Source organism: Pseudomonas sp. B10(2017), from assembly GCF_002113295.1.
In the GTDB taxonomy this organism is placed as follows: Bacteria; Pseudomonadota; Gammaproteobacteria; order Pseudomonadales; family Pseudomonadaceae; genus Aquipseudomonas; species Aquipseudomonas pudica.
The window spans coordinates 91252-115310 of record NZ_NEJU01000015.1; the positions used below are offsets into that span (position 1 = coordinate 91252).

The following is a 24059-nucleotide window of genomic DNA, read 5'->3' on the forward strand; positions in this document are numbered from 1 at the left end:
TTTCGGGCAGCAGGCGCTGGTCGTGACAAGGCCACTGTGATGAAATGCGATCCTTCGCTTCTTCTCCCTGCCAAGCCTGCCGTGAAATCCCGCCTGCTCCGCCAATTGCTGTTGCCGCCACTGATCATCCTGCTGATGGTCGGCCTGGGAATGGCTGGCTACCTGATCAGCGAGAGCAACGGCATCCGCACCCTCAGCGAAAACGGCGAGCGCCAGCTGGAGCTTCACGCGCGCACGGTCGAGAGCGAAATCAGCAAGTACACCTACCTGCCGAGCCTGCTGGAGCTGGAAGACAGCGTCTCGCACCTGCTCACCGACCCTGACGGTGGCTCGCGGCAGATCGTCAACGAATACCTCGAAGGCCTGAACCGGCGCAGCCGCAGCCGGGCCATCTTCGTCCTCGACACCAATGGCCGGGTCCAGGCCACCAGCAACTGGCGCGATGCCGACTCGTTCCTGGGTGAGGACCTGTCGTTCCGTGCCTACTTCCAGACCGCCGTGCGCGGCGAGCCCGGGCGTTTCTACGGTATCGGCAGCACCACCGGCGAGGCCGGTTATTACCTGGCCCACGGACTGGAGGAGCACGGCAAGATCATTGGCGTGGCGGTGATAAAAGTGCGCCTGGACACTCTCGAGGAGCGCTGGCAACGTGCCCGCCTGGAAGCGTTCGTCAGCGACGAGAACGGCATCATCATTCTTTCCAGCGACCCGGCACGGCGCCTGAAGTCGGTACGCCCACTGACCCCGCAGATCAAGGAGCGCCTGGCCCGTAGCCTGCAGTACTACTGGTGGCCGCTGAACGAACTGCAGCCTCTGGCTCGGGAAACCCTGGCCGATGGTGTGGAAAAGCTGACCTTCCCGGCCAACAGCGAAACCGCACAGGGCAAGGCCAGCGAAATGGCCTACCTGGCCCAGACCCGGCGCCTGGTCGACACGCCTTGGCACTTCACCCTGCTGACACCGCTGCAAGACTTGCGCCGCGAATCCATGGTACAGGGCGTGCTGGTGGGCGTTGCCTTCGCCTTGCTGGCGATCTTGGGCATCGCCTGGAACGAACGGCGCAAGGTCATCGCCACCCGCCTGGCAGCCCGCGAGGCCCTGCAGGAAGCCAACAGCCAGCTGGAGCGACGGATTACCGAACGCACGGCCGACCTACGCGCCAGCAACGAGCGCCTTAAGGGCCAGATTCGCGAGCGCCGACATGCCGAGCAGACCCTGCGCCACGCCCAGGATGAACTGGTACAGGCCGGCAAGCTGGCCGCCATCGGGCAGATGTCCACCAGCATCGCCCACGAACTGAACCAGCCGCTGGCCGCGCTGCGCACGTTGTCCGGCAACACCGTGCGCTTCCTCGAGCGTGGGGCACTGGAAACCGCCAGCACCAACTTGCGCACCATGAACGACCTGATCGACCGCATGGGCCGCATCACCGCCAGCCTGCGCTCGTTCGCCCGACGCAGCGACGACAGCGGCCAGGCCTCGCTGGCCAAGGCCGTGGACGCTACCCTGCAGGTGCTGGCCAACCGCATCAGCGCCTGCCACCTGCAATTGCACAATCAGTTCGAGGACCAACAGCTGGCCATCGACCAGACCCGCCTGGAGCAGATCCTGGTAAACCTGATCGGCAACGCCCTGGATGCCATGACCGCCCAGCCGCTTCCGCAACTGTGGCTGGAAGGCGAGCTGCAGGGCGACAAGTACCGTTTGCAGGTGCGCGACAATGGCCACGGCATCGATGCCGAGGCGCGCAAGCATCTTTTCGAACCTTTCTTCACCACCAAACCGGGCGAACACGGCCTGGGCCTGGGCCTGACCCTGTCGGCGAGCCTTGCCGCCGCCGCCAAGGGCAGCCTCAACGTCGAGCACCCCGCCAGCGGCGGCACGGCCTTCGTCCTGGCCCTGCCCTTGGTCTCACCCCCTAGCGAATCGGCAGAGCAACCATGAACCAAGCGCCTCTTACCGTCCTGATCGTCGAAGACGACCCGCATGTGCTGCTCGGCTGCCAACAGGCGTTGGCCCTGGAAGACATCGCCTGCGAAGGCGTGGGCAGCGCCGAGCAGGCGCTGGAACGCATCGGCGACGACTTCGCCGGTATCGTCGTCAGCGATATCCGCCTGCCGGGCATCGATGGCCTGGAGCTGCTCAACCGCCTCAAGGCCCGCGACCGCAGCCTGCCGGTGGTGCTGATCACCGGCCACGGCGATATCGACATGGCGGTCGGCGCGATGCGCAATGGCGCCTACGACTTCATGGAAAAGCCTTTCTCCCCGGAGCGCCTGGTCGATGTGGTGCGCCGCGCCCTTGAACAGCGCGGGCTGTCGCGCGAAGTGGTGGCCCTGCGCCGCCAGCTGGCCGAGCAAAGCAGCCTGGAGGGGCGCATCATTGGCCGCTCGCCAGCCATGGAGCACTTGCGCGAACTGATCGCCAACGTCGCCGATACCTCGGCCAACGTGCTGATCGAAGGCGAGACAGGTACCGGCAAGGAACTGGTCGCCCGCTGCCTGCACGACTTCAGCCGCCGCCAGGGCCAGCCGTTCGTGGCACTGAACTGCGGCGGCCTGCCGGAAAACCTGTTCGAAAGCGAGATTTTCGGCCACGAAGCCAACGCTTTCACCGGTGCCGGCAAACGCCGCATCGGCAAAATTGAACATGCCAATGGCGGCACGCTGTTCCTCGACGAGGTTGAGAGCATGCCGATCAACCTACAGATCAAGCTGTTGCGCGTGCTGCAGGAGCGCACCCTGGAGCGGCTGGGCTCGAACCAGAGCATTCCGGTGGACTGCCGGGTGATCGCGGCCACCAAGTCCGACCTGGATGCCATGGGCCAGAGCGGCCAGTTCCGCAGCGACCTGTATTACCGGCTGAACGTGGTTACCCTGGAGCTGCCGCCGCTGCGCGAGCGCCGCGAAGATATCCTGCAACTGTTCGAGCACTTCCTGCAGCAATCGGCACTGCGCTTCGACCGCGAAACGCCTGCGCTGGACAGCCAGACCTTGTCGCGCCTGATGGCCCACGACTGGCCGGGCAACGTGCGTGAACTGCGCAACGTCGCCGAACGCTATGCCCTCGGCCTGCCAGCGTTCAAGAAAGGCCCCAGCGGTGGTGCCAGCCAAGGCCTGGGCTTTGCCGAGGCGGTGGAAGCGTTCGAGCGCAACCTGCTCGGCGACGCCCTGCAACGCACTGGCGGCAACCTGAGCCAGGCCAGCCAGGAGCTGGGCATGGCCAAGACCACGTTGTTCGACAAAGTGAAGAAATACGGCCTCGGCTGACCTCAACCCAACCTGGAAACACATCGTGGACCTGGTATTCAAAGCTGCCCTGGGCGCTGGCGTGGTGCTCCTGCTGGCGGTGCTGTCGAAAACACGCAATTACTACATCGCCGGGCTGGTGCCGCTATTCCCCACCTTTGCCCTGATTGCCCACTACATAGTTGGCAAGGGGCGCAGCATTACCGACCTGAAGACCACCATCCTGTTCGGCATGTGGTCGATCATTCCGTATTTCGTGTACCTGGCGACCTTGTATGTGCTGGTCGACCGCATGCGCCTGGAGGCATCGCTGGCGTTGGCCACGGTGGCCTGGCTGATGGCCGCCACCGTGCTGGTGACCTTGTGGGTGCGGATGCACTGATCGGAATCGGCGCTGGCTTCTTCGCGGGTGAACCCGCTCCCACAGGTTACTCACATTGTCTGAGGTCTGTGCCGTACCTGTGGGAGCGGGTTTACCCGCGAAGAGGCCAGCGTCGATTCAGAGCCCTGCGATATGCGTGACATCCTGCCGATGTGCCTGCAGGTAGGGCAACACTGCCCCCAGCAACGGCGCCTTGAACGGCTCCTGGAAGCGGTGCGCCAACCCCGGTATCAAACGCAGTTGGCTACCCCGGATATGCGCGGCCAGGTGCACACCATGCATCACCGGCAGCAACGGGTCGGCCGTGCCATGCACCACCAGGGTCGGCACCCGCAACTGGTTCAACAACTCGACCCTGCTCGGCTCGGCCAGTATCGCCATGATCTGGCGCTTGGCGCCTTCAGGGTTGAACGCCCGGTCATAGGCCACGGCCGCCTGCTGCAGCAAGGCCGCACGGTCGTCACGCACCTCGGGGCTGCCCAGCGCCGCCAGCAGGTCGGCCTGCTGTTCGATGGCCACTTCGCGGTTCGGCGCGCTGCGCCGGGCCAGCAGCTGCACCAGCGCCGGATCCGGCGCCGGCAACCCCGCCGCCCCTGAACTGGACATGACCAACGTCAGGCTGCGCACGCGCTCGGGCGCCATGGCTGCCAGGTGCTGGGCAATCATGCCGCCCATGCTCACCCCCAGCACATGAAACTGGTGCACGCCCAACGCATCCATCAGGCTCAGGCCATCGTCCGCCATGTCGGTCAGCGTATATGGCGCAGCCACCGGCAGGCCCAGCTTGTAGCGCAGCAGTTCGACCGTCAGGTTGGCCGACGGTGGCAGCTGGCTCCAGCGTGACAGGCCAACATCGCGATTGTCATAGCGAATTACCCGAAAGCCCTGGCGGCACAAAGCTTCGACCACGTCGTCCGGCCAGTGGATCAGTTGCCCGCCAAGGCCCATCACCAGCAGCAAGGCCGGGTCGCGTGGCGCACCGACGCTCTGGTACACCAGGCTGACCGCGCCCAGCTCGGCCCGCTGCACCGGCACGTGGGCATCACAACGCTGTTCAGCGAAACTCGCAGGTACGCCGAATACAAAGAAAAGAAGAAGCCAATAAGCCCGCATGAAAGAAACACCAGAATGCAAATCCCCAGTAGAGCGCGAGTCTGATGAATTCTGTTCGGGCGCGCTGCCACACTTCAGTGACAGTTTGATGACTCCCGCCAGGCGGTGCGGCCAAACGCCCAGTCGACAGGCGCAGCAACATGAGGGAAACTCAACTCACCCCCTGTTTCCTCAAGCCCACACACCGGAGTCAGCTGTGCTGGAGATCCGTCACCTGAAAACCCTTCATGCCCTGCGCGAGGCCGACAGCCTGGTGGAGGCCGCCGAGCGCCTGCACCTGACCCAGTCGGCGCTGTCGCACCAGTTCAAGGAGCTGGAAGAGCGCCTGGGCCTGCCGCTGTTCGTGCGCAAGACCAAGCCGATCCGCTTCACCAGCGCCGGGTTGCGCCTGCTGCAACTGGCCGATGCCACCCTGCCGCTGCTTCGCGGCGCCGAACGTGACATCGCGCGCCTGGCCGGTGGCACCGCCGGGCGCCTGCACATGGCTATCGAATGCCACAGCTGCTTCCAGTGGTTGATGCCGACCATCGACCAGTTCCGTGACGCCTGGCCGGAGGTGGAGCTGGACCTGGCCTCCGGCTTTGCATTCGCCCCACTGCCGGCCCTGGCCCGCGGCGACCTGGACCTGGTGGTGACCTCCGACCCGCTGGACCTGGCGGGCATCACCTACGTGCCGCTGTTCACCTACGAGGCGATGCTGGCGGTGGCCAACCAGCATCCGTTGGCCAGCAAGCCCTACATCGTGCCGCAGGACCTGCTTGACCAGACCCTGATCACCTACCCGGTGGAGCGCGATCGCCTGGACATCTTCACCCGCTTCCTGGAGCCGGCCGACATCGAGCCCGCCGCCGTGCGCACGTCGGAGCTGACGGTGATGATGATGCAACTGGTGGCCAGCGGCCGAGGCGTGTGCGGCATGCCGCACTGGGCGCTGCACGAGTACAGTTCGCGCGGGTATGTGAAGGGCAAGCGCCTGGGTGAAAAAGGCCTGTTCGCCACGCTTTATGCTGCCGTGCGCACCGACATGCTCGATGCGCCATACATGCGCGACTTCCTGCTGACGGCGAAGGACACCTCGTTCGCCACCCTCGATGGTGTCAGCGCGGTGCGCTGACGGCCTGGCGGTATAGCGGCAGGATCAGGTCGCGGGTCAGGGGTGCCAGCTGCATGGCGGGTACCTGGTCTGCGGCCAGCCACACCACCTCCTCGATCTCCGCAGCCGGCAGCACGGCTGCGGCGCTGTCGACACGGAACAGTTCGGCCTGTACCTCGAAGCCCGGCTCGTTGGCGGCCGGGGCGCTGAACTGGCCCAGGTGCACGGCCTGGGACGGGTCGATGTGCAGGCCCAGTTCCTCATGCAGCTCGCGCACCAGCGCCTGCACCGGGGTTTCGCCAGCATCGATCTTGCCACCGGGCTGCATGAAGGCCTGGGTCCCGCGTTTGCGTACCAGCAGTGTGCGGCCCTGGGGGTCGATCAACAGGGCGGCGGCGATGCGGATGGTGTTGGGCATGGGCTGGGCTCGCTTGAAACAATGGCCGGGGAGGATCCCATGGGGTTCCAGGCCTGACAAGGCCAGTGTTTCCTGTGCCGGCCCTTTCGCGGGCGCGCCCGCTCCCACAAGTCCTCCACAGCTCTTGAGAGCAACGCAGTACCTGTGGGAGCGGGCATGCCCGCGAAAGGGCCGGCACAGGACATAGCCGACCGGCCAGACGAACGGCCCCTTGCCAACCCGCCCCACACCCTCCATAACCAACACATGAACCTGCCCGCCAAACACCACCCGGTGCTCGAGCTGTTCCACCCCGCCGTGAGCACCTGGTTCCGTCGCCACTTCGCCACGGTGACCAATGCCCAGGCCCAGGCCTGGCCGTTGATCCATGCGGGCCAGTCGATGCTGCTGGCCGCGCCGACCGGCTCGGGCAAGACCCTCAGTGCGTTCCTGGCCGTGCTCGACGAACTGTTCCGCCAAGGCCTGGAGCGCCACGGCGAGCTACCAGCGCAAACCCAGGTGGTCTACGTTTCGCCACTCAAGGCGCTGTCCAACGATATCCGCCTGAACCTGCAAGCCCCGCTCGAAGGCATCAGCCAAGCCCTCGCGGACCAAGGCCTGAATGCCCCGCGCATCACCACCGCCGTACGCAGCGGCGACACCCCTCAAAAGGAGCGTGCCGCCATGCGCAAGCTGGCGCCGCACATCCTTGTGACCACCCCCGAATCGCTCTACGTGCTGATGGGCTCGGCTTCTGGCCGTGAAGGCCTGGCCAGCGTGCATACTGTAATCGTCGACGAAATCCATGCCTTGGCCGGCAACAAGCGCGGCGCTCATCTGGCACTGACCCTGGAGCGCCTGCAGGCCTTGTGCAACCGGCCGTTGCGGCGCATCGGCCTATCGGCCACGCAACGCCCGGTCGAGCGGGTGGCACAGTTCCTGGTCGGCAACGGCCGCCCCTGTGCAATCGTCGATGTCGGCCATGCTCGGCAGCGCGACCTGGCCATCGAGGTGCCGCCAGTGCCGCTGGGGGCAGTGATGGCCACCGATGTCTGGGGCCTGGTCTATGACCGCCTGGCCACCCTGGCGCGCGAACACCGCACCACCCTGGTGTTCGTCAACACCCGGCGACTGGCCGAGCGCATCACCCGCCACCTCAGCGACCGCCTGGGCAAGGAGGCGGTTGCCGCGCACCACGGCAGCCTGGCCAAGGAGCTACGCCTGGATGCCGAACAACGCCTGAAGAATGGCCAGCTGCAGGTGCTGGTGGCCACTGCTTCGCTGGAACTGGGCATCGATATCGGCGACATCGACCTGGTCTGCCAGATCGCTTCGCCAGGTTCGATCGCGGCCTTGCTGCAGCGGGTTGGCCGCGCCGGACACCAGGTCGATGGCGTGCCCAAGGGGCGCTTGTTCCCGACCTCGCGCGATGACCTCATCGAATGCGTGGCCCTGCTCGACTGCATACGCCGGGGCGAACTGGACGAACTGCACATTCCCCGGGCGCCGCTGGATGTGCTGGCCCAGCAGATCGTCGCCGAAGCCAGCAACCAGCCCTGGCACGAACAGGCCCTGTTCGACTGCCTGCGCCAGGCCACGCCATACGCCGAACTCGACCAGCAACATTACCAGGCCCTGCTGCGCATGCTCGCCGAGGGCTACAACGGCCGCCAGGGCGTGCGCAGTGCCTACCTGCACCGCGATGCGGTGAGCGGCACACTGCGTGGCCGACGCGGCAGCCAGCTTACCGCCCTGACCAGCGGCGGCACCATTCCCGACAACGCCGACTACGCCGTGCTGCTCGAACCGCAGGCGCTGAACATTGGCACCGTCAACGAAGACTTTGCCGTCGAGAGCATCGCCGGCGATATCTTCCAGCTGGGCAATGCCTCCTATCGCATCCTGCGGGTCGAGCCGGGCCAGGTGCGGGTGGAGGATGCCCAGGGCCTGCCACCTACCATCCCGTTCTGGCTGGGCGAGGCCCCAGGGCGCAGCGATGAGCTGTCTGCCGCAGTGGCCCGACTGCAGGCGCAGATCGACCAACAGCTGGCTGACAACAACCAGGCCGAGGTGCTGGCATGGTTGCAGGCTACCTTCGAACTGGGCGAAGACGCCGCTGGCCAGCTGCTCGACTACCTGGCCCGCACCCGCGAAGTGCTCGGCGCCCTGCCCTCGCAGGACACGCTGGTGATGGAGCGTTTCTTCGATGAGTCCGGTGGTACCCAGTTGATCATCCATTCGCCTTACGGCAGCCGCATCAACCGCGCCTGGGGCCTGGCCCTGCGCAAGCGCTTCTGTCGCACCTTCAACTTCGAGCTGCAGGCGGCTGCCAGCGAAGACGCCATCGTGCTGTCGCTGTCTTCCAGCCACAGTTTCGAACTGGACGACGTGTGGCGTTACCTGAATAGCCGCAGCGCCGAGCCGATTCTTGTCCAGGCGCTGCTCGATGCCCCGCTGTTCGGGGTGCGCTGGCGCTGGAACGCCAGCGTGACCATGGCCCTGCCGCGCTTTGTCGGCGGTCGCAAGGTGGCGCCACAGATCCAGCGGATGAAGAGTGAAGACCTGATTGCCGCCGTGTTCCCCGACCAGATCGCCTGCCTGGAGAACATCGTCGGCGAGCGGCAGATTCCCGATCATCCGCTGGTCGAGCAAACACTCGACGACTGCCTGCACGAGGCGATGGACAGCGAAGGCTGGCTGGCGCTGTTGCGGCGTATGGAAAGCGGCACGGTGCGCCTGCTGTGTCGCGACCTGCCCGCTCCTTCGCCGCTGGCGGCAGCCATCCTCAATGCACGGCCCTATGCCTTCCTGGATGACGCGCCGCTGGAAGAACGGCGCACTCAGGCGGTGCTCAGCCGGCGCTGGAGCGAAGTGCAGAGCGGCGACGACCTGGGCGCGCTGGATGCCGATGCCATTGCCGCCGTCGCAGCCGAGGCATGGCCGCAACCGGGCAATGCCGATGAGATGCATGAAGCGTTGATGGGCCTGGGGGCCATCAGTCAGGACGAAGTGCAGGGCAATGCCAGCTGGGAGCTGCTGCTCAGGCAGTTGGCCAAGGCCGGCCGGGCCTTGCACCTGGTGGATGAAAAACTGTGGCTGGCGCGTGAGCGGTTGAACCTGCTGCAGGTGCTGTATCCCGGCTCCAGGCTTGAGCCTGCGTTGCAGGTACTGCCAGGCTTCGATCAGGCCATCGAGCCGGACATTGCGCTGGTCGAACTGCTCCGAGCCCGCCTGAGCGGCCATGGCCCGCTGACCCGTGCGCAGATTGCGGCAGCACTTGGCAAACCGCTGCCGGCCATCGAACAGGCACTGGCCCACCTGGAGGCCGAAGGCTATGTGCTGCGTGGGTATTTCAGCCCCGGCGCAAGCGAATTGCAGTGGTGCGAGCGCCATTTGCTGGCGCGCATCCACCGCTACACGGTAAAACGCCTGCGCCGGGAGATCGAGCCGGTCAGCCTGCAAGACTTCATGCGTTTTCTGTTCGACTGGCAGCACCTGGCTGATGACACGCGCCTTCGCGGCCCGCAAGCCGTGACCGAGGTACTTGGCCAGTTGCAAGGGTTCCCGAGTGCAGCCGGAGCCTGGGAGGCCGAATTGCTGCCGGCACGTATCAAGGACTACAGCCCACACTGGCTCGACGATGCCTGCCGCAGCGGGCAGTTCGCCTGGAGCCGGCTGGCGGCAACCGTGTCGAGCAACACCTTGTCGAGCACACCACTGGTGCTGCTGCCGCGCGAGCATCTTGGGTTGTGGCGCAGCCTTGCCCCCCTGCCAGCACTTGATAGCCTCGGTACACGGGCGCAACGCGTCCACGAGGTGCTGAACACACATGGCGCGCTGTTCTTCGACGAGCTGGCACACGACGCCCACCTGCTGCCCAGCGAACTGGAGACGGCGTTACAGGAGCTGGTAGGCGCAGGCCTGGTGGGGGCCGACAGCTTCACCGGCCTGCGCAGCCTGATCACCCCGGCGGCGAAACGCACAGCGCGCAACAGCCGGCGCGGCCACCCGCCGCTGTCCAGCAGCATGTCCCAGGCCGGGCGCTGGGCCTTGCTACGCAGGGGCGCTGTAGACGACAGCCAGCGCCTGGAGCACATCGCCCGGGCCCTGCTTCGGCGCTATGGCGTGGTTTGCTGGCGCCTGCTGGAGCGCGAAAGCGATGTGCTGCCGCCCTGGCGCGAACTGCTGCGCTGCTATCACCGGCTGGAAGCACGTGGCGAGATTCGTGGCGGGCGCTTCATTGCCGGGCTGGCCGGCGAACAGTTCGCCTTGACGGAGGCGGTGGGGCTGCTGCGGCAGGTACGACGCCGTGAATTGGACGGGGCACTGGTGGTGGCAAGTGCCAGTGACCCGCTGAATCTGGTCGGGTCGTTGCTGCCAGGTGCGAAAGTGCCAGCGGTCAGTGGCAACCGTTTGTTGTATCGCGACGGAGTGCCGATAGCGGTGCGGGTGGCCGGGCACTATTCGTACCTGGTCGAAGCGCCGGCACAAGAGCAGGAATGCTGGCGGCAGAAGCTGCTGCGCGACTCTATCTGAATCCCTTGATGCTGATTTCAGGCATGCACAGCACCTGTAGGAGCAGCCTTGTGCTGCGAAGAAGCCATTATTGACGAAGACAATGTTCACAAGGCTGCTCCTACAAAAGCCCGTCTTGGCCTGAACACTATTGCCAGGCTTGGCGAGAATGATTTTCGCTACCCCGATTTTAATTTGCACAGCCGTGCAACTTGGCTATGTTCGGGGTTTGCCCCAGGCCCTGAGCCTGACCGCGCCATCGCAAGGACCCTGTATGAGCCTGTCACTTCTCAGCCGCTATGCCTTCTTCGCCGCCTGTGTGCTGTTCACCCTGGCGACCCTGCCCTTCATCCACCACGAATGGTTGTGGCCGTTCACCCTGAGCACCGCCATCCTCAGCCTGATCGGCCTGTTCGACCTGTTGCAGCAACGCCACGCGGTACGCCGCAACTACCCGATCCTGGGCAACATCCGCTATCTGGTCGAGGCCATTCGCCCGGAAATCCGCCAGTACCTGCTGGAGGCTGACAGCGACGCCCTGCCGTTCTCCCGCGCCCAGCGCTCGCTGGTGTACGCACGGGCGAAGAACGAAGCCTCGGACAAACCTTTCGGCACCCTGATCGACGTGTACGAGTCCGGCTTCGAATTCATCGGCCACTCCATGCGCCCGGCGCCCTTGGCCGACCCGGCAAGCTTCCGGGTCATCGTCGGCGGGCCTCAGTGCAGCCAGCCGTACTCGGCATCGATCTTCAACATATCGGCGATGAGCTTTGGCTCGCTCAGCGCCAACGCCATCCGCGCCCTCAACCAGGGCGCCAAGCTGGGCAATTTCCACCATGACACTGGCGAAGGCAGCATCAGCCCCTATCACCGCGAGCATGGTGGCGACCTGGTCTGGGAACTGGGCAGTGGCTACTTCGGGTGCCGCACGCCGGACGGGCGTTTCGACCCCGAACGCTTCGCCGCCCAGGCGCGCAGCCCGCAGGTGCGTATGATCGAGATCAAGATGAGCCAGGGCGCCAAGCCCGGCCACGGCGGCATCCTGCCCAAGCACAAGGTAACCCGGGAAATTGCCGAAACCCGAGGCGTGCTGATGGGCGAAGACTGCATATCACCGTCGCGCCACAGCGCCTTCTCCACCCCCATCGAGATGATGCGGTTCATTGCCCAACTGCGCGAGCTGTCTGGCGGCAAACCGGTAGGCTTCAAGTTCTGCCTGGGCCACCCATGGGAGTTCATGGGCATCGCCAAGGCCATGCTGGAAACCGGCATCCTGCCGGACTTCATCGTCGTCGACGGCAAGGAAGGTGGCACCGGCGCGGCACCGGTGGAGTTCACCGACCACATTGGTGTACCGCTGCGCGAAGGGCTGCTGTTCGTGCACAACACCCTGGTCGGCCTGAACCTGCGCGACAAGATCAAGCTGGGCGCCAGCGGAAAGATCGTCAGCGCTTTCGACATTGCCAGCGTGCTGGCCATTGGCGCCGATTGGGCCAACTCGGCGCGCGGTTTCATGTTCGCCATCGGCTGCATCCAGTCGCAAAGCTGCCACACCAACAAGTGCCCGACCGGTGTCGCCACGCAAGACCCACTGCGCCAGCGCGCGCTGGTGGTGCCGGACAAAGCCCAGCGGGTGCTGAACTTCCATCACAATACCCTGCGTGCCCTGGCCGAAATGCTTGCGGCAGCAGGCCTGGAGCACCCGGCGCAGCTGGAGGCCAAGCACCTGGTACGGCGCATTTCAGCCACCGAGATCAAGCTGTTCTCACAGATGCATGTGTTCTTGAAGCCGGGTGAACTGCTGACTGGCGAGGTGAACGGGCAGTTCTATTCGCGCATGTGGCAATTGGCACGGGCCGACAGCTTCGAGCCGCACAGCGAGGTGGCGGCCTGATTGAACCTGGGGCTGCTACGCAGCCCATCGCGACACAAGGCCGCTCCCACAGGAGTACGCTATCTCTTGTGGGAGCGGCCTTGTGTCGCGAAAGGGCCGCAAAGCGGCCCCAGCCATTTCAGATCAGGAAGCAGTACTGGCTACACCCTGCGCGTCTTTCGGCGCCAGGCGAAACGCGTAGTACAGCACCGTCAGCAGCACCAGGAACGCCGGGCCGATGTACAGCGCCACGCGGGTATCCTCGAAGTACGCCATCAGGCCGACCACCAGCACCAGGAAGGCCAGCGCCAGGTACGAGCTCAGCGGCCACAGCCACATGCGGTATTTCAGTGCCTTGCGTTCAGTGGCGCTGAGGCGTGCGCGGAACTTCAGCTGCGCCAGCAGGATCATCACCCAGGTCCAGATCGCGCCAAAGGTGGCGATCGAAGTCACCCAGACGAAGACCTTTTCCGGCACCAGATAGTTGGCCAGCACGCCCAGCAGCAGCGCGCCGATCGACAGCAGCAGCGCGTTGCGCGGCACGCCGTTCTTCGACGTACGGGCGAAGGCCGCCGGGGCCTGGCCGTTCTGCGCCAGGCTGTAGAGCATGCGCCCGGTGCTGAAGATGCCGCCGTTGCACGACGACAGCGCTGCAGTGATGACCACGAAGTTGATGATGCCGGCGGCGGTCTTGATGCCCAGGCGCTCGAAGGTCATGACGAACGGGCTGCCCTGGCTGCCGATTTCGTTCCACGGGTAAATCGACAGGATCACGAACAGCGCACCGACATAGAACAGCAGGATGCGCCAGAATACCGAGCCGATGGCCTGTGGAATGGTCTTTTGCGGGTTGCGTGCTTCACCGGCGGTCAGGCCGATCATTTCCACGCCCAGGTAGGCGAACATCACCATCTGCAGCGACATCAGCACGCCGGTCACGCCATTGGGCATGAAGCCGCCGTTGCTCCACAGGTTGGAGATACCTACTGCCACGCCGTCATTGCCGAAGCCAAAGGCAATGATGCCGATGCCGCCAAGGACCATGGCGATGATGGTGACAATCTTGATCAGGGCGAACCAGAATTCGAATTCACCAAAGGCCTTGACGGCCACCAGGTTGACCGCACCCATGCTGCCCAGCGCCGCCAGGGCCCAGATCCAGCGCGGTACGTCGGGGAACCAGATGCCCATGTAGATGGCCACTGCGGTGATTTCGGCAACGCATGTCACCAGCCACAGGAACCAGTAGTTCCAGCCGGTAAGGAAGCCCGCCAGCGGGCCGAGATAGTCCTGGGCATAACGACTGAACGAACCGGCGACAGGGTTGTGCACGGCCATTTCGCCAAGGGCGCGCATGATCACCAGAATGGCCAGGCCGCCGATGATGTAGGACAGCATGATGGCGGGGCCGGCCATTTCGATGGCCTTGGCCGAACCGAGGAAAAGACCGACACCGATACAGGCGCCCAGCGCCATCAGGCGGATGTGCCGTTCGCCCAGTTCGCGCTTGAGCGGGCCGCCTTCGGTGGCCTGGCCGTGGGCAGGGTGGTTGCCGACTGGCATAGCAATACAACCTCATTTTGTTATTGGATTTGACCTTCGTGCAGCACCGGCCAGGCCGATAGGCATGGCGTTGGCTTGCCGAACTGGCCTTGTGGGCCGGCCCGTGTGCCGGAATAGAGCGCCCGGCAAGGCGAAGGGGGCGAGCAGTATAGGAAGACCGTTGCAGGGTTTTTCGCTGTATAAACAGGAAAATTCAGCAAGATCTCTGGGGCCGCTTCGCCCCATTCGCAGCACAAGGCTGCTCCTACAAAGGATACGCATTCCCCTGTAGAAGCAGCCTTGTGCTGCGAATGGGGCGCAAGCGGCCCCAAAATCGCCCGGCCACCATAGCAACATCGCCGTATGAAGAAACCCACACCAAAGCCGCATAGCCCTACGCCACTTTCCCGTCTCTTACAAATTTTTCACCTGACCCGCTCAACGTCTAAGCTTCAGACAAGCAAGACGAAAATACCTGGCCGGATAGAAGACTATGGGCGCACTGTGGCAATCGGAACCAAGCAGAACGGAAGCACCCGAGATACCTCCGGCCGAGACGCCACAACCCAAATCCCCCCGTCAGCGTCGGCTATGGTGGCGGCTGATCATCCTCATCCTGCTGGTGGCGCTGGTGGCCATCGGCTTCGCTGCGTATGACGAATTCCGCACCTCCAACCTGCAGTCGCGGGAATTCAGCAAGCTGGCCAGCACCCTCACCTATTCGCTGCAACCAGGCCCCAGCGATGCCATCGTGTACCCCGGCGAAGGGCCGTTCGATAAACGCCTGGGCTACAGCGCCCTGGGCGAATTCCTGCCGCGCCTGCTCAAGCGCGACTACCTGATCAGCGAGCAGGTGAGGTTCTCGCCGGCGTTGATGAACTACGTCGACCATGGGCTGTTCGCCCCCTATATCGAGAAAATCCAGGCTGGCCTGTCGATCACCGACTGCCGCGGCGACATGCTGTACCAGTACAACTACCCGCAACACCTGTACCCGGACTTTGCGGCGATCCCGCCGGTGATCGTCAACAGCCTGCTGTTCATCGAGAACCGCGACCTGCTCGACACCAAGGACCCACGCAACAACCCGGCCGTGGACTGGCCACGCTTCGCCAAGGCCGCCTACAGCCAGGTGGCCAAGTACCTGGCCCTGCCCGGCCAGTCCGCTGGCGGCAGTACCTTGGCCACGCAGCTGGAAAAGTACCGCCATTCACCAGACGGCCTGACCGTTTCCGGCGCCGAGAAGATCCGCCAGATGATTTCCGCCAGCGTGCGTGCCTACCAGGGTGGCCCTGACACCACGGAGGCACGCCAGCGCATCGTGCGGGACTACCTCAACAGCGTGCCGCTGTCGGCAGTGCCTGGGCATGGCGAAGTACATGGCATGGCCGAGGGGCTGCGGGTGTGGTACGGCGCCGACTTCGACCAGGTCAACCAGGCCCTGAACTCCACCGCCAGCGACCCCGAGAGCATGGCCGCACGCGGCCTGGCCCTGCGCCAGGTGCTGTCGCTGATGATTGCCCAGCGCCGGCCGTCGCACTATCTGTCCAAAGGGCGGCTCGAACTGGCCGAACTGACCGACGCGCACATCCGCGTGCTGGCCGCCAACAAGATCATCGAGCAGCCACTGGCCGACGCTGCACTGGCCAGCAAGGCGGTATACCGCGACTGGGTGGCGCAACCGACCATCGTGCCGATCGTCACCAACAAGGGCATCAGCCTGGCACGCAACCGCCTGGCGGCCATGCTCAACCGCCCCCTGTACGACCTCGACCGGCTCGACGTTTCGGCCACCAGTACCCTGCAGTCCGACCTGCAGCTGCAGGTCAGCCAATACCTGAAAAACCTTGCCGACCCCGAATTTGCAGCGCAGATCGGCCTGATCGGCGAACGCCTGCTCACCGCCAAGACCACCGATCAGGTGAGCTACAGCTTCACCCTGTTCGAGCGCACCGCCGACGGCTCGCGGGTGCGGGTGCAGACCGACAGCACCGATCAGCCCTTCGACATCAACGAGGGCAGCAAGCTGGAGCTGGGCTCCACCGCCAAGTTGCGGGTGCTCACCACCTACCTGGAGATCATCGCCGAGCTGCACGACAAGTACGCCGGCAAGCCTGCCGCCGAATTGAAGAAAGTCGAAGTCGCCGAACTTGACCGTATCAGCCAGTGGTCGCTGGAATGGCTGGCGCAGAACAGCAAGAACCAGAGCCTGGACGCGATGCTCGATGCGGCGCTGGAACGCAAGTATTCGGCCAACACCGGCGAAGCCTTCTTCACCGGTGGCGGCATGCATGTGTTCAACAACTTCCGCAAGGAAGACAACAGCCGCAATCCAACCCTCAAGGATGCATTGCGCGAGTCGATCAACCTTCCGTTCATCCGCCTGATGCGCGACCTGGTGCGCTACGTGACCTACCAGCAGCCGTACAACCGCGTACCGCTGCTCAAGGACGACTCCGACCCGCGCCGCCAGGAATACCTGGCCCGTTTCGCCGACAAGGAAGGCACCAACTACCTGATGCGCTTCTGGAAGAAATACCAGCGCAAGACCTCGCAGCAGCGCCTGGACACCTTCCTCGACAGCATGCGCGTGACCCCACAACGGTTGGCGGCCGTGCACCGCTACCTGTTCCCCGAGGCTGGCCAGGAAACTTTCAACGCCTTCGTCCGCGCCCACCTCAAGGGTGACAAGATCGTCCTGGGCAAACTGACCGATGGCCGCCTGTCGGAGATGTACGACGCCTATGGCCCTGGCAAGTACGACCTGCCCGACCAGGGCTATATCGCCAAGGTCCACCCGCTGGACCTTTGGCTGCTGGGTTACCTGCTTAAGAACCCCGGTTCAACCTTGACCGAAATGGTCAATGCCAGCCGCTTCGAGCGCCAGGAGGTTTACGGCTGGCTGTTCAAGAGCCGCCATCAGGGCGCCCGTGACAGCCGCATTCGCACCATGGTCGAGATCGAAGCGTTCCTCGACATTCACCAGCGCTGGAAGCGCGTGGGCTATCCATTCGACCACCTGGTACCCTCCCTGGCCACCGCCATCGGCAGCTCGGGCGACCGCCCCGCCGCCCTCTCCGAACTGGTCGGCATCATCCAGAACGACGGCGTGCGCCTGCCGACCTTGCGGATCGACACCCTGCACTTCGCGGCCAATACGCCTTACGAGACCAAGCTGATCACCGACCCGGACCGGGGTGTGCGAATTCTGCCGGTCGAAGTGGCGCGCGCCCTCAAAGGCGCCATGTCGCAGGTGGTGGATGCCGGCACCGCGCGGCGTATTTCCGGCAGTTTCAAACTGCAGGACGGCACGCCACTGGTGATGGGTGGCAAGACCGGTACCGGTGACAACCGAATCGAAAGCTTTGGTGCCGGCGGCCGGCTGATCGGCTCACGCTCGCTGAACCGTACCGCCACCTTCGTGTTCTTCCTGGGCGACAACCACTTCGGCACCTTGACTGCGTTCGTGCCGGGGCGCTCTGCGGAGGCCTTCAAGTTCACCTCGGCGCTGCCAGTGCAGGTACTCAAGGGCATGGCTCCGATTCTCATGCCGTACCTGCAACCGGGCAATCCGAACGAGTGCAAGCCGCCGCAGGTGGCCATGCACACAGCCACGCCGCAAGAGGACACATCGAACAACTAGATGATAATCATCTGCAATTGAGGGCTTGTCTTCAGATATATCTTGAGTAATATCTTACGATATATCGCAAACGACGGAGCCCTGCCCCCATGCGCGAACATACCCCCCATGACCCCTTCGAGCGGCGCCCAGGTCGTGGCGAACGCGGCCCTCGCGTCTTCGCACCCGGCGACCTCAAGCTGCTGATGCTGGCTCTGCTCGCCGAGCAGCCAGGCCACGGCTACGACCTGATCCGACAGATCGAAAACCTGTTCGACGGCAGCTACAGCCCAAGCCCCGGGGTGATATACCCCACCCTCAACTTCCTGGAAGAGGCCGAGCTGATAAGCGGCCAGGTGCAGGGCAGCAAACGCCTCTATGCCATTACCGAAGCCGGCCGCACCGCCCTGGCCGAACAGGCCGTAGCACTGGACGGCGTGCGCATGCGCATCGAAGTCAGCAAGCGCGCCCTGCGTGGCCACGACCGCCCACCAGAGATTCATGAAGCGGTCGGTAACCTGCGCCACGCGCTGCACATGCACAGTGGCCGCTGGACACCGGAAGAAATCGAGCGGGTCCGCGACCTGCTCAACCACACCGCAAAGGCCATCGCCTCCGGGCCGACCGAACCTGTCAGGGAGACACCCCATGAGTGACACCATTCACCGCGTGAACCACGAAATCCGCCAACGCCGCCTGCAGGTGCTGCGGGTCACCGAACTGACCCCACGCATGCGCCGCATCACCCTCGGGGGAGCCGAGCTGCAGGGCTTCACCAGCGTGGGCAGCGACGACCACATCAAACTGCTGTTCGCCGAAACGCCGGAGCAACAGCAGGCCATCGAGGCTCGTAATCTGGGTCGAGAGGGTGGCGCGCGGCCTACCATGCGCGAATACACGCCACGGCGCATCGATCTGGTGGCCAATGAGCTGGATATCGACTTCGTGCTGCACGGCGATGGCCCTGCATCCACCTGGGCCGCCCAGGCGGCCCCCGGGCAAACCCTGGACATCGCCGGGCCGCGGGCTTCGATGGTGGTGCCGGACATCTTCGACAGCTACCTGCTGATCGGCGACGAAACCGCCATCCCGGCCATTGGCCGCCGCCTGGAGGAGTTGCCAGCGGGCCGCCAGGTACTGGCGGTTATCCAGATCGAAGACGAGCAGGAACGCCAGCCACTGCCAAGCAAGGCGCAGGTGGAGGTGATCTGGGTACGTCGCCAACAGGATGACTTGCTGGCGCTGGTGAAGAACCTGACCTTGCCGCAAGGCCGGTTGTTTGGCTGGGTGGCACTGGAAAAAGCCCTGACCCGGCAGGCCAAGGCACTGTTGCTGGAGAAAGGTTTGCCTGAGGATGCGCTCAAGGCTGTGGCCTACTGGCGTGCCGACGGGACTGCGGACGACGAGTGATTGATTATTGCTGCCCCGGCCCTGTCGCCGGCAAGCCAGCTCCCACAGGTACCCCGCAGCGTTCAAGGGCTGCGCAATTCCTGTGGGAGCTGGCTTGCCGGCGATAGGGCCAGTGCAGGTCAAGCCAACCTGTGCAGCCCCCGCCACCTGTCCAGCCCCAGCAACACCAGCCCAATCCCCCAGAACCCCGCCAACACCCCCAGGGCATTGAGCAATACCTGCCCATACCCCAGGCTCGCCACATCGATGAACGGGTAGGCATACACACCAATCTCGCTCCCCCGCCACAGCGCGTAGGCAAAATACGCCGCCGGGTACACCGCCCAGGCCAGCAGATGCCATAGCCGCAACCTGCCCTTGGGCACTTCGCACCACCAGTACAAGGCATATAGCACGGGCATCACATCGTGCAGCAACTCGTCCGCCAGCCATTGCCAGCCCTGCGGTTGCCACAAGTGACGCAACAGCACGCTGTAGGCCAATGCCACCAGCACGATGCTGGCGGCTACTGCGGAACTCACCGCAGGCGACAGGAAAAAACGTTTGGCACCGCCTTCCCGGCCAAACGCCGCATAACTGAGCACCGTTGCCACCAGGGTATTGGTCAACACGGTGAAATACCCAAACACATTGATCAGGCCACCCACCAGGCTGGCCTGCTCCTGCCAGCGCGCCAGTAGCACCAGATACACCTGCACAGTCAGGCCGAACCAGCCCAGCACGGCCATGCCGGTCAGCCAGGGACGGCGCGGCATGTCAGGCCTGGCGCTGCAGCTTCACGTACAGCTGCTCGACCTTTTCCCGTGCCCACGGCGTCTTGCGCAGGAAGGTCAGGCTCGACTTGATGGTCGGGTTGCTCTTGAAGCAGCGCACATCGATGCGCTCGGCCAGGCCCTGCCATTGGTAGTGCGCCACCAGCTCGGTGAGGATCTGTTCGAGGGTCTTGCCGTGCAGCGCATTGTGTTGGGCCGTGCTCATGCCAGTGCTCCGTATGAAAGATGCGCACCTTACACGAGTGTAGTGGTGGGTGGGATCAGGTGAGTCGACAGAAAAACCGCTGGCCAGGCGCAAAAACTCTGTGCTGAAATAGAGATGTTATATTGTAACAATACAAAAGCATCTGCCAAGGAACGCCCCATCCCCATGCTGTACACACCGCTTCGCCTCTCTCCCCTCGCCATCGCGCTGTGGCTGGCCGCATCACCCAGCCACGCCGTGGAACTCGATCCCCAGGTCATCACCGCCAACCCTTTGGGCAACGCCCAACTGGCCGCCCCCAGTACCGTGCTCGAAGGCGACAACCTGCTGCAACAGCAGCACGGCAGCCTTGGTGAAACCCTGAACAAGCAGCCCGGCGTCGCCTCCACCTGGTTCGGCCCAGGCGCCAGTCGCCCGGTAATTCGTGGCCTGGATGGCGACCGCATTCGCATCCTGCGCAATGGCGTCGGCGCCCTGGATGCTTCATCGCTGTCCTACGACCACGCCGTGCCGCTGGACCCGGTGACCGTTGACCGCGTCGAGATCGTCCGTGGCCCGGCTGCCCTGCTCTACGGCGGCAACGCCATCGGCGGCGTGGTCAATACCTTCGACAATCGAATCCCGGATGCTCCCATCGAGGGCATTCAAGGTGCCGGTGAACTGCGCTACGGCGGCGCCGATACCACCCGCAGCAGCGCAGGCAAGCTGGAGGCCGGCAACGGTACCTTCGCCCTGCACCTGGATGCCAACAGCCGCCAGTTCAACGACCTGCGCATCCCCGGTTACGCGCGCAGTTCCAAGGTGCGCGACGCCGACGAACCCGGTAGCAAGCACCGCCTGGAAAACAGCGACGGCCGCCAGGACGGTGGCGCCGTGGGTGGTGCCTACCATTGGGACCACGGTTACGCCGGCCTGTCGTATAGCCGTTACGACAGCAACTATGGCTCGGTGGCCGAGCCGGGTGTGCGCCTGGACATGAAGCAGGACCACTACGCCTTCGCCTCTGAGCTGCGTGACCTGGACGGCCCGTTCACTTCGGTCAAGGTCGATGCCGGTTACACCGACTACGAGCACCGTGAAATCGAAGAAGGCGAGGTCCACACCACCTTCAGGAACAAGGGCTATGAGGCACGTATCGAAGCCCGCCACCAACCGCTCGGACCGGTAGAAGGCGTGATCGGCGCTCAGGTCAGCCGCAACGAGTTCTCCGCCTTGGGCGAGGAAGCCTTCGTCCCGCACACCGACACCGACAGCCTGGCGCTGTTCATGCTGGAGCAGTGGCAAGCCACCGAGCGCCTGAACCTGAGCCTGGGCGCACGCATGGAGCACACCCGGGTCGACCCGGATGCCAAAGGCAACGAAAACTTCGCCGACGCTGACAGCGCCAGCAGCTTCAATGCCTTCAGCCTGTCTTCCGGGGCGGTGTACCAGCTCGACCCGATCTGGTCGCTGGCCGCCAACCTCGGCTACACCGAGCGCGCCCCGACCTTCTACGAGCTGTATGCAAATGGTGCCCACGTGGCCACTGGAGCCTTCGAGGTTGGCGATGCCAGCCTGAACAAGGAAAAAGCCATTTCCGCCGACCTGGCCCTGCGTTTCGACAACGGCACCCACAAGGGCAGTGTCGGGGTGTTCTACAGTCACTTCCGCAACTACATCGGCCTGATCGGCACCGGCAACATTCGCGAGGGGCATGACCACGACCATGGCGAAGACGACCATGACCACGATCACGACCATGACGGTTTCCCGGAATACCAGTACCAGGGCGTGCGTGCGCGCTTCTATGGCATCGAGGCCCAGGACCGCTGGCAACTGGCCGAGAACCGTTATGGCAGCTTTGCCCTCGAGCTCTCCGGTGACTACACCCGGGCGAAGAACCTCGACAGTGGCGAGCCGCTGCCACGCATCGCCCCGCTGCGCCTGAACAGCGGCCTGGTCTGGGAACTGGACCGCTGGCAGGCGCGGGTCGATGTGCAGCATGCTGCGTCGCAGCATCGCAAACCGGCCAACGAAACCAGTACCGATGGCTACACCACGCTGGGGGCCAGCGTTGGCTACCGCTTCGAAGTTGGCCAGAGCCAATGGCTGGCGTTTGTGCGCGGCGAGAACCTGACTGACCAAACCGTGCGCTATGCCAGTTCGATCCTGCGCGATATCGCCCCAGCGCCGGGACGCAGTGTGGAAGTGGGGCTGCGTACCACTTTCTGAAATTGCGGGGGCGCTTCGCGCCCCTTTCGCCGGCAAGCCAGCTCCCACCGGTATTGCTTCTGCCTCACCTGCAACGCGATCCTGTGGGAGCTGGCTTGCCGACGATTGGGCTGCAAAGCAGCCCCCTCTGCAGCCAATTGTTACCTGTCGAACAACAATCCACTGCGACAATTTGTCTTTTTTTCTTACAACTTCCCCTATATCCTCCCCGCCGCAAGCTGAATCGCTTCATCGAAACCATCTTGTTGCCATATCCATTGAAGGGCTCGCCCTTCGATGCGCTTGCCGTTTATTCAATAATCAAAAGATAGCGCTATCTCATGTTCCAACTGCCCAAAACCTGTTACATCGGCCTTGCACTCAGCGCCCTGGCGGCCCCCACTGACGCCAGCGAAATGTTCGCCAAAGGATCCCCGTGGATGCTCGGCGACTGGGGTGGCACCCGCAGCGAACTGCTGGAAAAAGGCTACGACTTCACCCTCGGCTACACCGGCGAGATGGGCAGCAACCTGCATGGTGGCTTCGACCACGACCGCACAGCGCGCTACAGCGACCAGTTCACCTTCGGCAGCCACCTGGACCTGGAGAAGATCCTTGGCTGGCACGACACCGAATTCCAGCTGACCATCACCGAGCGTCACGGCGACAACATCAGCAACGACCGCATCAACGACCCGCGTGTCGGCGGCTTCACTTCGGCCCAGGAGGTATGGGGCCGTGGCGAAACCTGGCGGCTGACGCAGATGTGGATCAAGCAGAAGTACTTCGATGGCGCACTGGATGTGAAATTCGGCCGTTTCGGCGAAGGCGAGGACTTCAACAGCTTCCCCTGCGACTTCCAGAACCTGGCCTTCTGCGGTTCGCAGGTAGGCAATTGGGTAGGCGGCATCTGGTACAACTGGCCGGTCAGCCAGTGGGCCCTGCGCGTGCGCTACAACCTCAGCAATGCGCTGTACGCCCAGGTCGGCGTGTTCGAGCAGAACCCCTCCAACCTGGAGTCAGGCAACGGCTTCAAGCTCAGCGGCAGCGGCACCCAAGGCGCGGTAATGCCGATAGAACTGGTATGGAGCCCACAGGTCAATGGTCTGAAAGGGGAATATCGCGCCGGCTACTACTACAGTAATGCCAAGGCACAGGATGTTCTCAAGGACAGCAACGGCCAGCCCGCAGCGCTCAGCGGCGCCGCCTACCGCAGCAGTTCGAGCAAGCACGGCTTGTGGCTCGGCGCCCAGCAGCAGGTGACTTCGCTGGCGTCCGACCAGTCGCGTGGCCTGAGCCTGTTCGCCAACGCCACGATGCACGACAAGAAGACCAATGCCATCGACAACTATGTGCAGGCAGGAGTGGTATACAAAGGGCCCTTCGACGCCCGCGCCAAGGACGACATCGGTTTCGCCCTGGCCCGTGTGCACGTCAACCCTGCCTATCGCAAGAATGCGCGCCTGGCCAACCAGGCCATTGGCACCGACGACTATGACAATCCAGGCTTCCTGCCGGTGCAGGACACCGAATACAGCGCCGAGCTGTACTACGGCATTCACCTGGCCGACTGGCTCACGGTCCGCCCCAACCTGCAGTACATCCGCCACCCGGGCGGGGTGTCGCAGGTCGATGGCGCCCTGATCGGCGGCTTGAAGATCCAGAGCAGTTTCTAACCCCTTTTTGACCTGACGGA

The 24059-nt window shown here is 64.1% G+C and carries 16 protein-coding genes; 11 read left to right on the forward strand and 5 right to left on the reverse strand.

What is annotated here, in order from left to right; genetic code table 11:
- Positions 1 to 39: 39 nt before the first annotated feature.
- Genes CAF92_RS18365 through CAF92_RS18375 form a run of 3 tightly spaced genes read left to right on the forward strand, consistent with a single transcriptional unit; the run spans position 40 to position 3630 of the window.
- Complete coding sequence (locus tag CAF92_RS18365) at positions 40 to 1944, forward strand: ATP-binding protein (protein WP_046614763.1); 1905 nt, start codon at positions 40 to 42, stop codon at positions 1942 to 1944.
- Positions 1941 to 3269, forward strand: a complete 1329-nt coding sequence (locus CAF92_RS18370; RefSeq protein ID WP_046614764.1) for a sigma-54 dependent transcriptional regulator — start codon at positions 1941 to 1943, stop codon at positions 3267 to 3269. The genes CAF92_RS18365 and CAF92_RS18370 overlap by 4 nt, the downstream gene beginning before the upstream one ends.
- A 25-nt stretch (positions 3270 to 3294) precedes the next feature.
- A complete protein-coding gene (locus CAF92_RS18375; protein ID WP_046614765.1) occupies positions 3295 to 3630 on the forward strand; it encodes a GlpM family protein in 336 nt (111 codons plus the stop codon).
- Positions 3631 to 3747: 117 nt separating this feature from the next.
- On the opposite strand, the gene CAF92_RS18380 is transcribed toward CAF92_RS18375, so the two are convergent.
- Entirely contained in the window at positions 3748 to 4743 is a 996-nt protein-coding gene (locus CAF92_RS18380; RefSeq protein WP_085601565.1) for an alpha/beta fold hydrolase, read from the reverse strand.
- A gap of 196 nt (positions 4744 to 4939) precedes the next feature.
- Between CAF92_RS18380 and metR the strand changes: the two genes are divergently transcribed.
- Positions 4940 to 5857 (forward strand): transcriptional regulator MetR, encoded by a 918-nt coding sequence (gene metR / locus CAF92_RS18385; protein ID WP_003258025.1) that lies wholly within the window; start codon positions 4940 to 4942, stop codon positions 5855 to 5857.
- On the opposite strand, the gene CAF92_RS18390 is transcribed toward metR, so the two are convergent.
- Entirely contained in the window at positions 5841 to 6254 is a 414-nt protein-coding gene (locus CAF92_RS18390; protein WP_085601566.1) for an NUDIX domain-containing protein, read from the reverse strand. The two genes, metR and CAF92_RS18390, sit on opposite strands and share 17 nt — an antisense overlap.
- A gap of 246 nt (positions 6255 to 6500) precedes the next feature.
- On the opposite strand from CAF92_RS18390, the gene CAF92_RS18395 reads away from it, so the two are divergent.
- Complete coding sequence (locus CAF92_RS18395; protein WP_085601567.1) at positions 6501 to 10769, forward strand: DEAD/DEAH box helicase; 4269 nt, start codon at positions 6501 to 6503, stop codon at positions 10767 to 10769.
- Between the two features lie 253 nt (positions 10770 to 11022).
- Positions 11023 to 12642: an FMN-binding glutamate synthase family protein gene (locus CAF92_RS18400; protein WP_085601568.1), complete on the forward strand. Its 1620-nt coding sequence runs from the start codon at positions 11023 to 11025 to the stop codon at positions 12640 to 12642.
- A gap of 123 nt (positions 12643 to 12765) precedes the next feature.
- Here CAF92_RS18400 and CAF92_RS18405 read toward each other — a convergent pair whose 3' ends face one another.
- Positions 12766 to 14184, reverse strand: coding sequence for an amino acid permease (locus CAF92_RS18405; RefSeq protein ID WP_085601569.1), 1419 nt, complete (start codon positions 14182 to 14184; stop codon positions 12766 to 12768).
- Between the two features lie 472 nt (positions 14185 to 14656).
- Here CAF92_RS18405 and CAF92_RS18410 point away from each other — a divergent pair, with 472 nt between their 5' ends.
- The 3 genes from CAF92_RS18410 (at position 14657) to CAF92_RS18420 (ending at position 19195) form a co-directional block, all read left to right on the forward strand.
- Positions 14657 to 17806, forward strand: coding sequence for a transglycosylase domain-containing protein (locus CAF92_RS18410; RefSeq protein WP_046614771.1), 3150 nt, complete (start codon positions 14657 to 14659; stop codon positions 17804 to 17806).
- 89 nt (positions 17807 to 17895) lie between these two features.
- Entirely contained in the window at positions 17896 to 18441 is a 546-nt protein-coding gene (locus CAF92_RS18415; protein WP_085601570.1) for a PadR family transcriptional regulator, read from the forward strand.
- A complete protein-coding gene (locus tag CAF92_RS18420) occupies positions 18434 to 19195 on the forward strand; it encodes a siderophore-interacting protein (RefSeq protein WP_046614773.1) in 762 nt (253 codons plus the stop codon). The genes CAF92_RS18415 and CAF92_RS18420 overlap by 8 nt, the downstream gene beginning before the upstream one ends.
- Before the next feature lie 119 nt (positions 19196 to 19314).
- On the opposite strand, the gene CAF92_RS18425 is transcribed toward CAF92_RS18420, so the two are convergent.
- The gene (locus CAF92_RS18425) at positions 19315 to 19950 is read right to left on the reverse strand and encodes a Pr6Pr family membrane protein (RefSeq protein WP_085601571.1); all 636 of its coding nucleotides are present in this window, start codon (positions 19948 to 19950) and stop codon (positions 19315 to 19317) included.
- A 1-nt stretch (position 19951) separates the two neighbouring features.
- A complete protein-coding gene (locus CAF92_RS18430; RefSeq protein WP_003252112.1) occupies positions 19952 to 20173 on the reverse strand; it encodes a VF530 family DNA-binding protein in 222 nt (73 codons plus the stop codon).
- A 165-nt stretch (positions 20174 to 20338) separates the two neighbouring features.
- Here CAF92_RS18430 and CAF92_RS18435 point away from each other — a divergent pair, with 165 nt between their 5' ends.
- Together CAF92_RS18435 and CAF92_RS18440 are read left to right on the forward strand one after the other, a co-directional pair.
- Positions 20339 to 22384, forward strand: coding sequence for a TonB-dependent receptor (locus tag CAF92_RS18435; protein WP_085601572.1), 2046 nt, complete (start codon positions 20339 to 20341; stop codon positions 22382 to 22384).
- A gap of 320 nt (positions 22385 to 22704) precedes the next feature.
- On the forward strand, positions 22705 to 24039 hold the full coding sequence (locus CAF92_RS18440; RefSeq protein ID WP_085601573.1) for a carbohydrate porin: 1335 nt from the start codon (positions 22705 to 22707) through the stop codon (positions 24037 to 24039).
- Positions 24040 to 24059 lie beyond the last annotated feature (20 nt).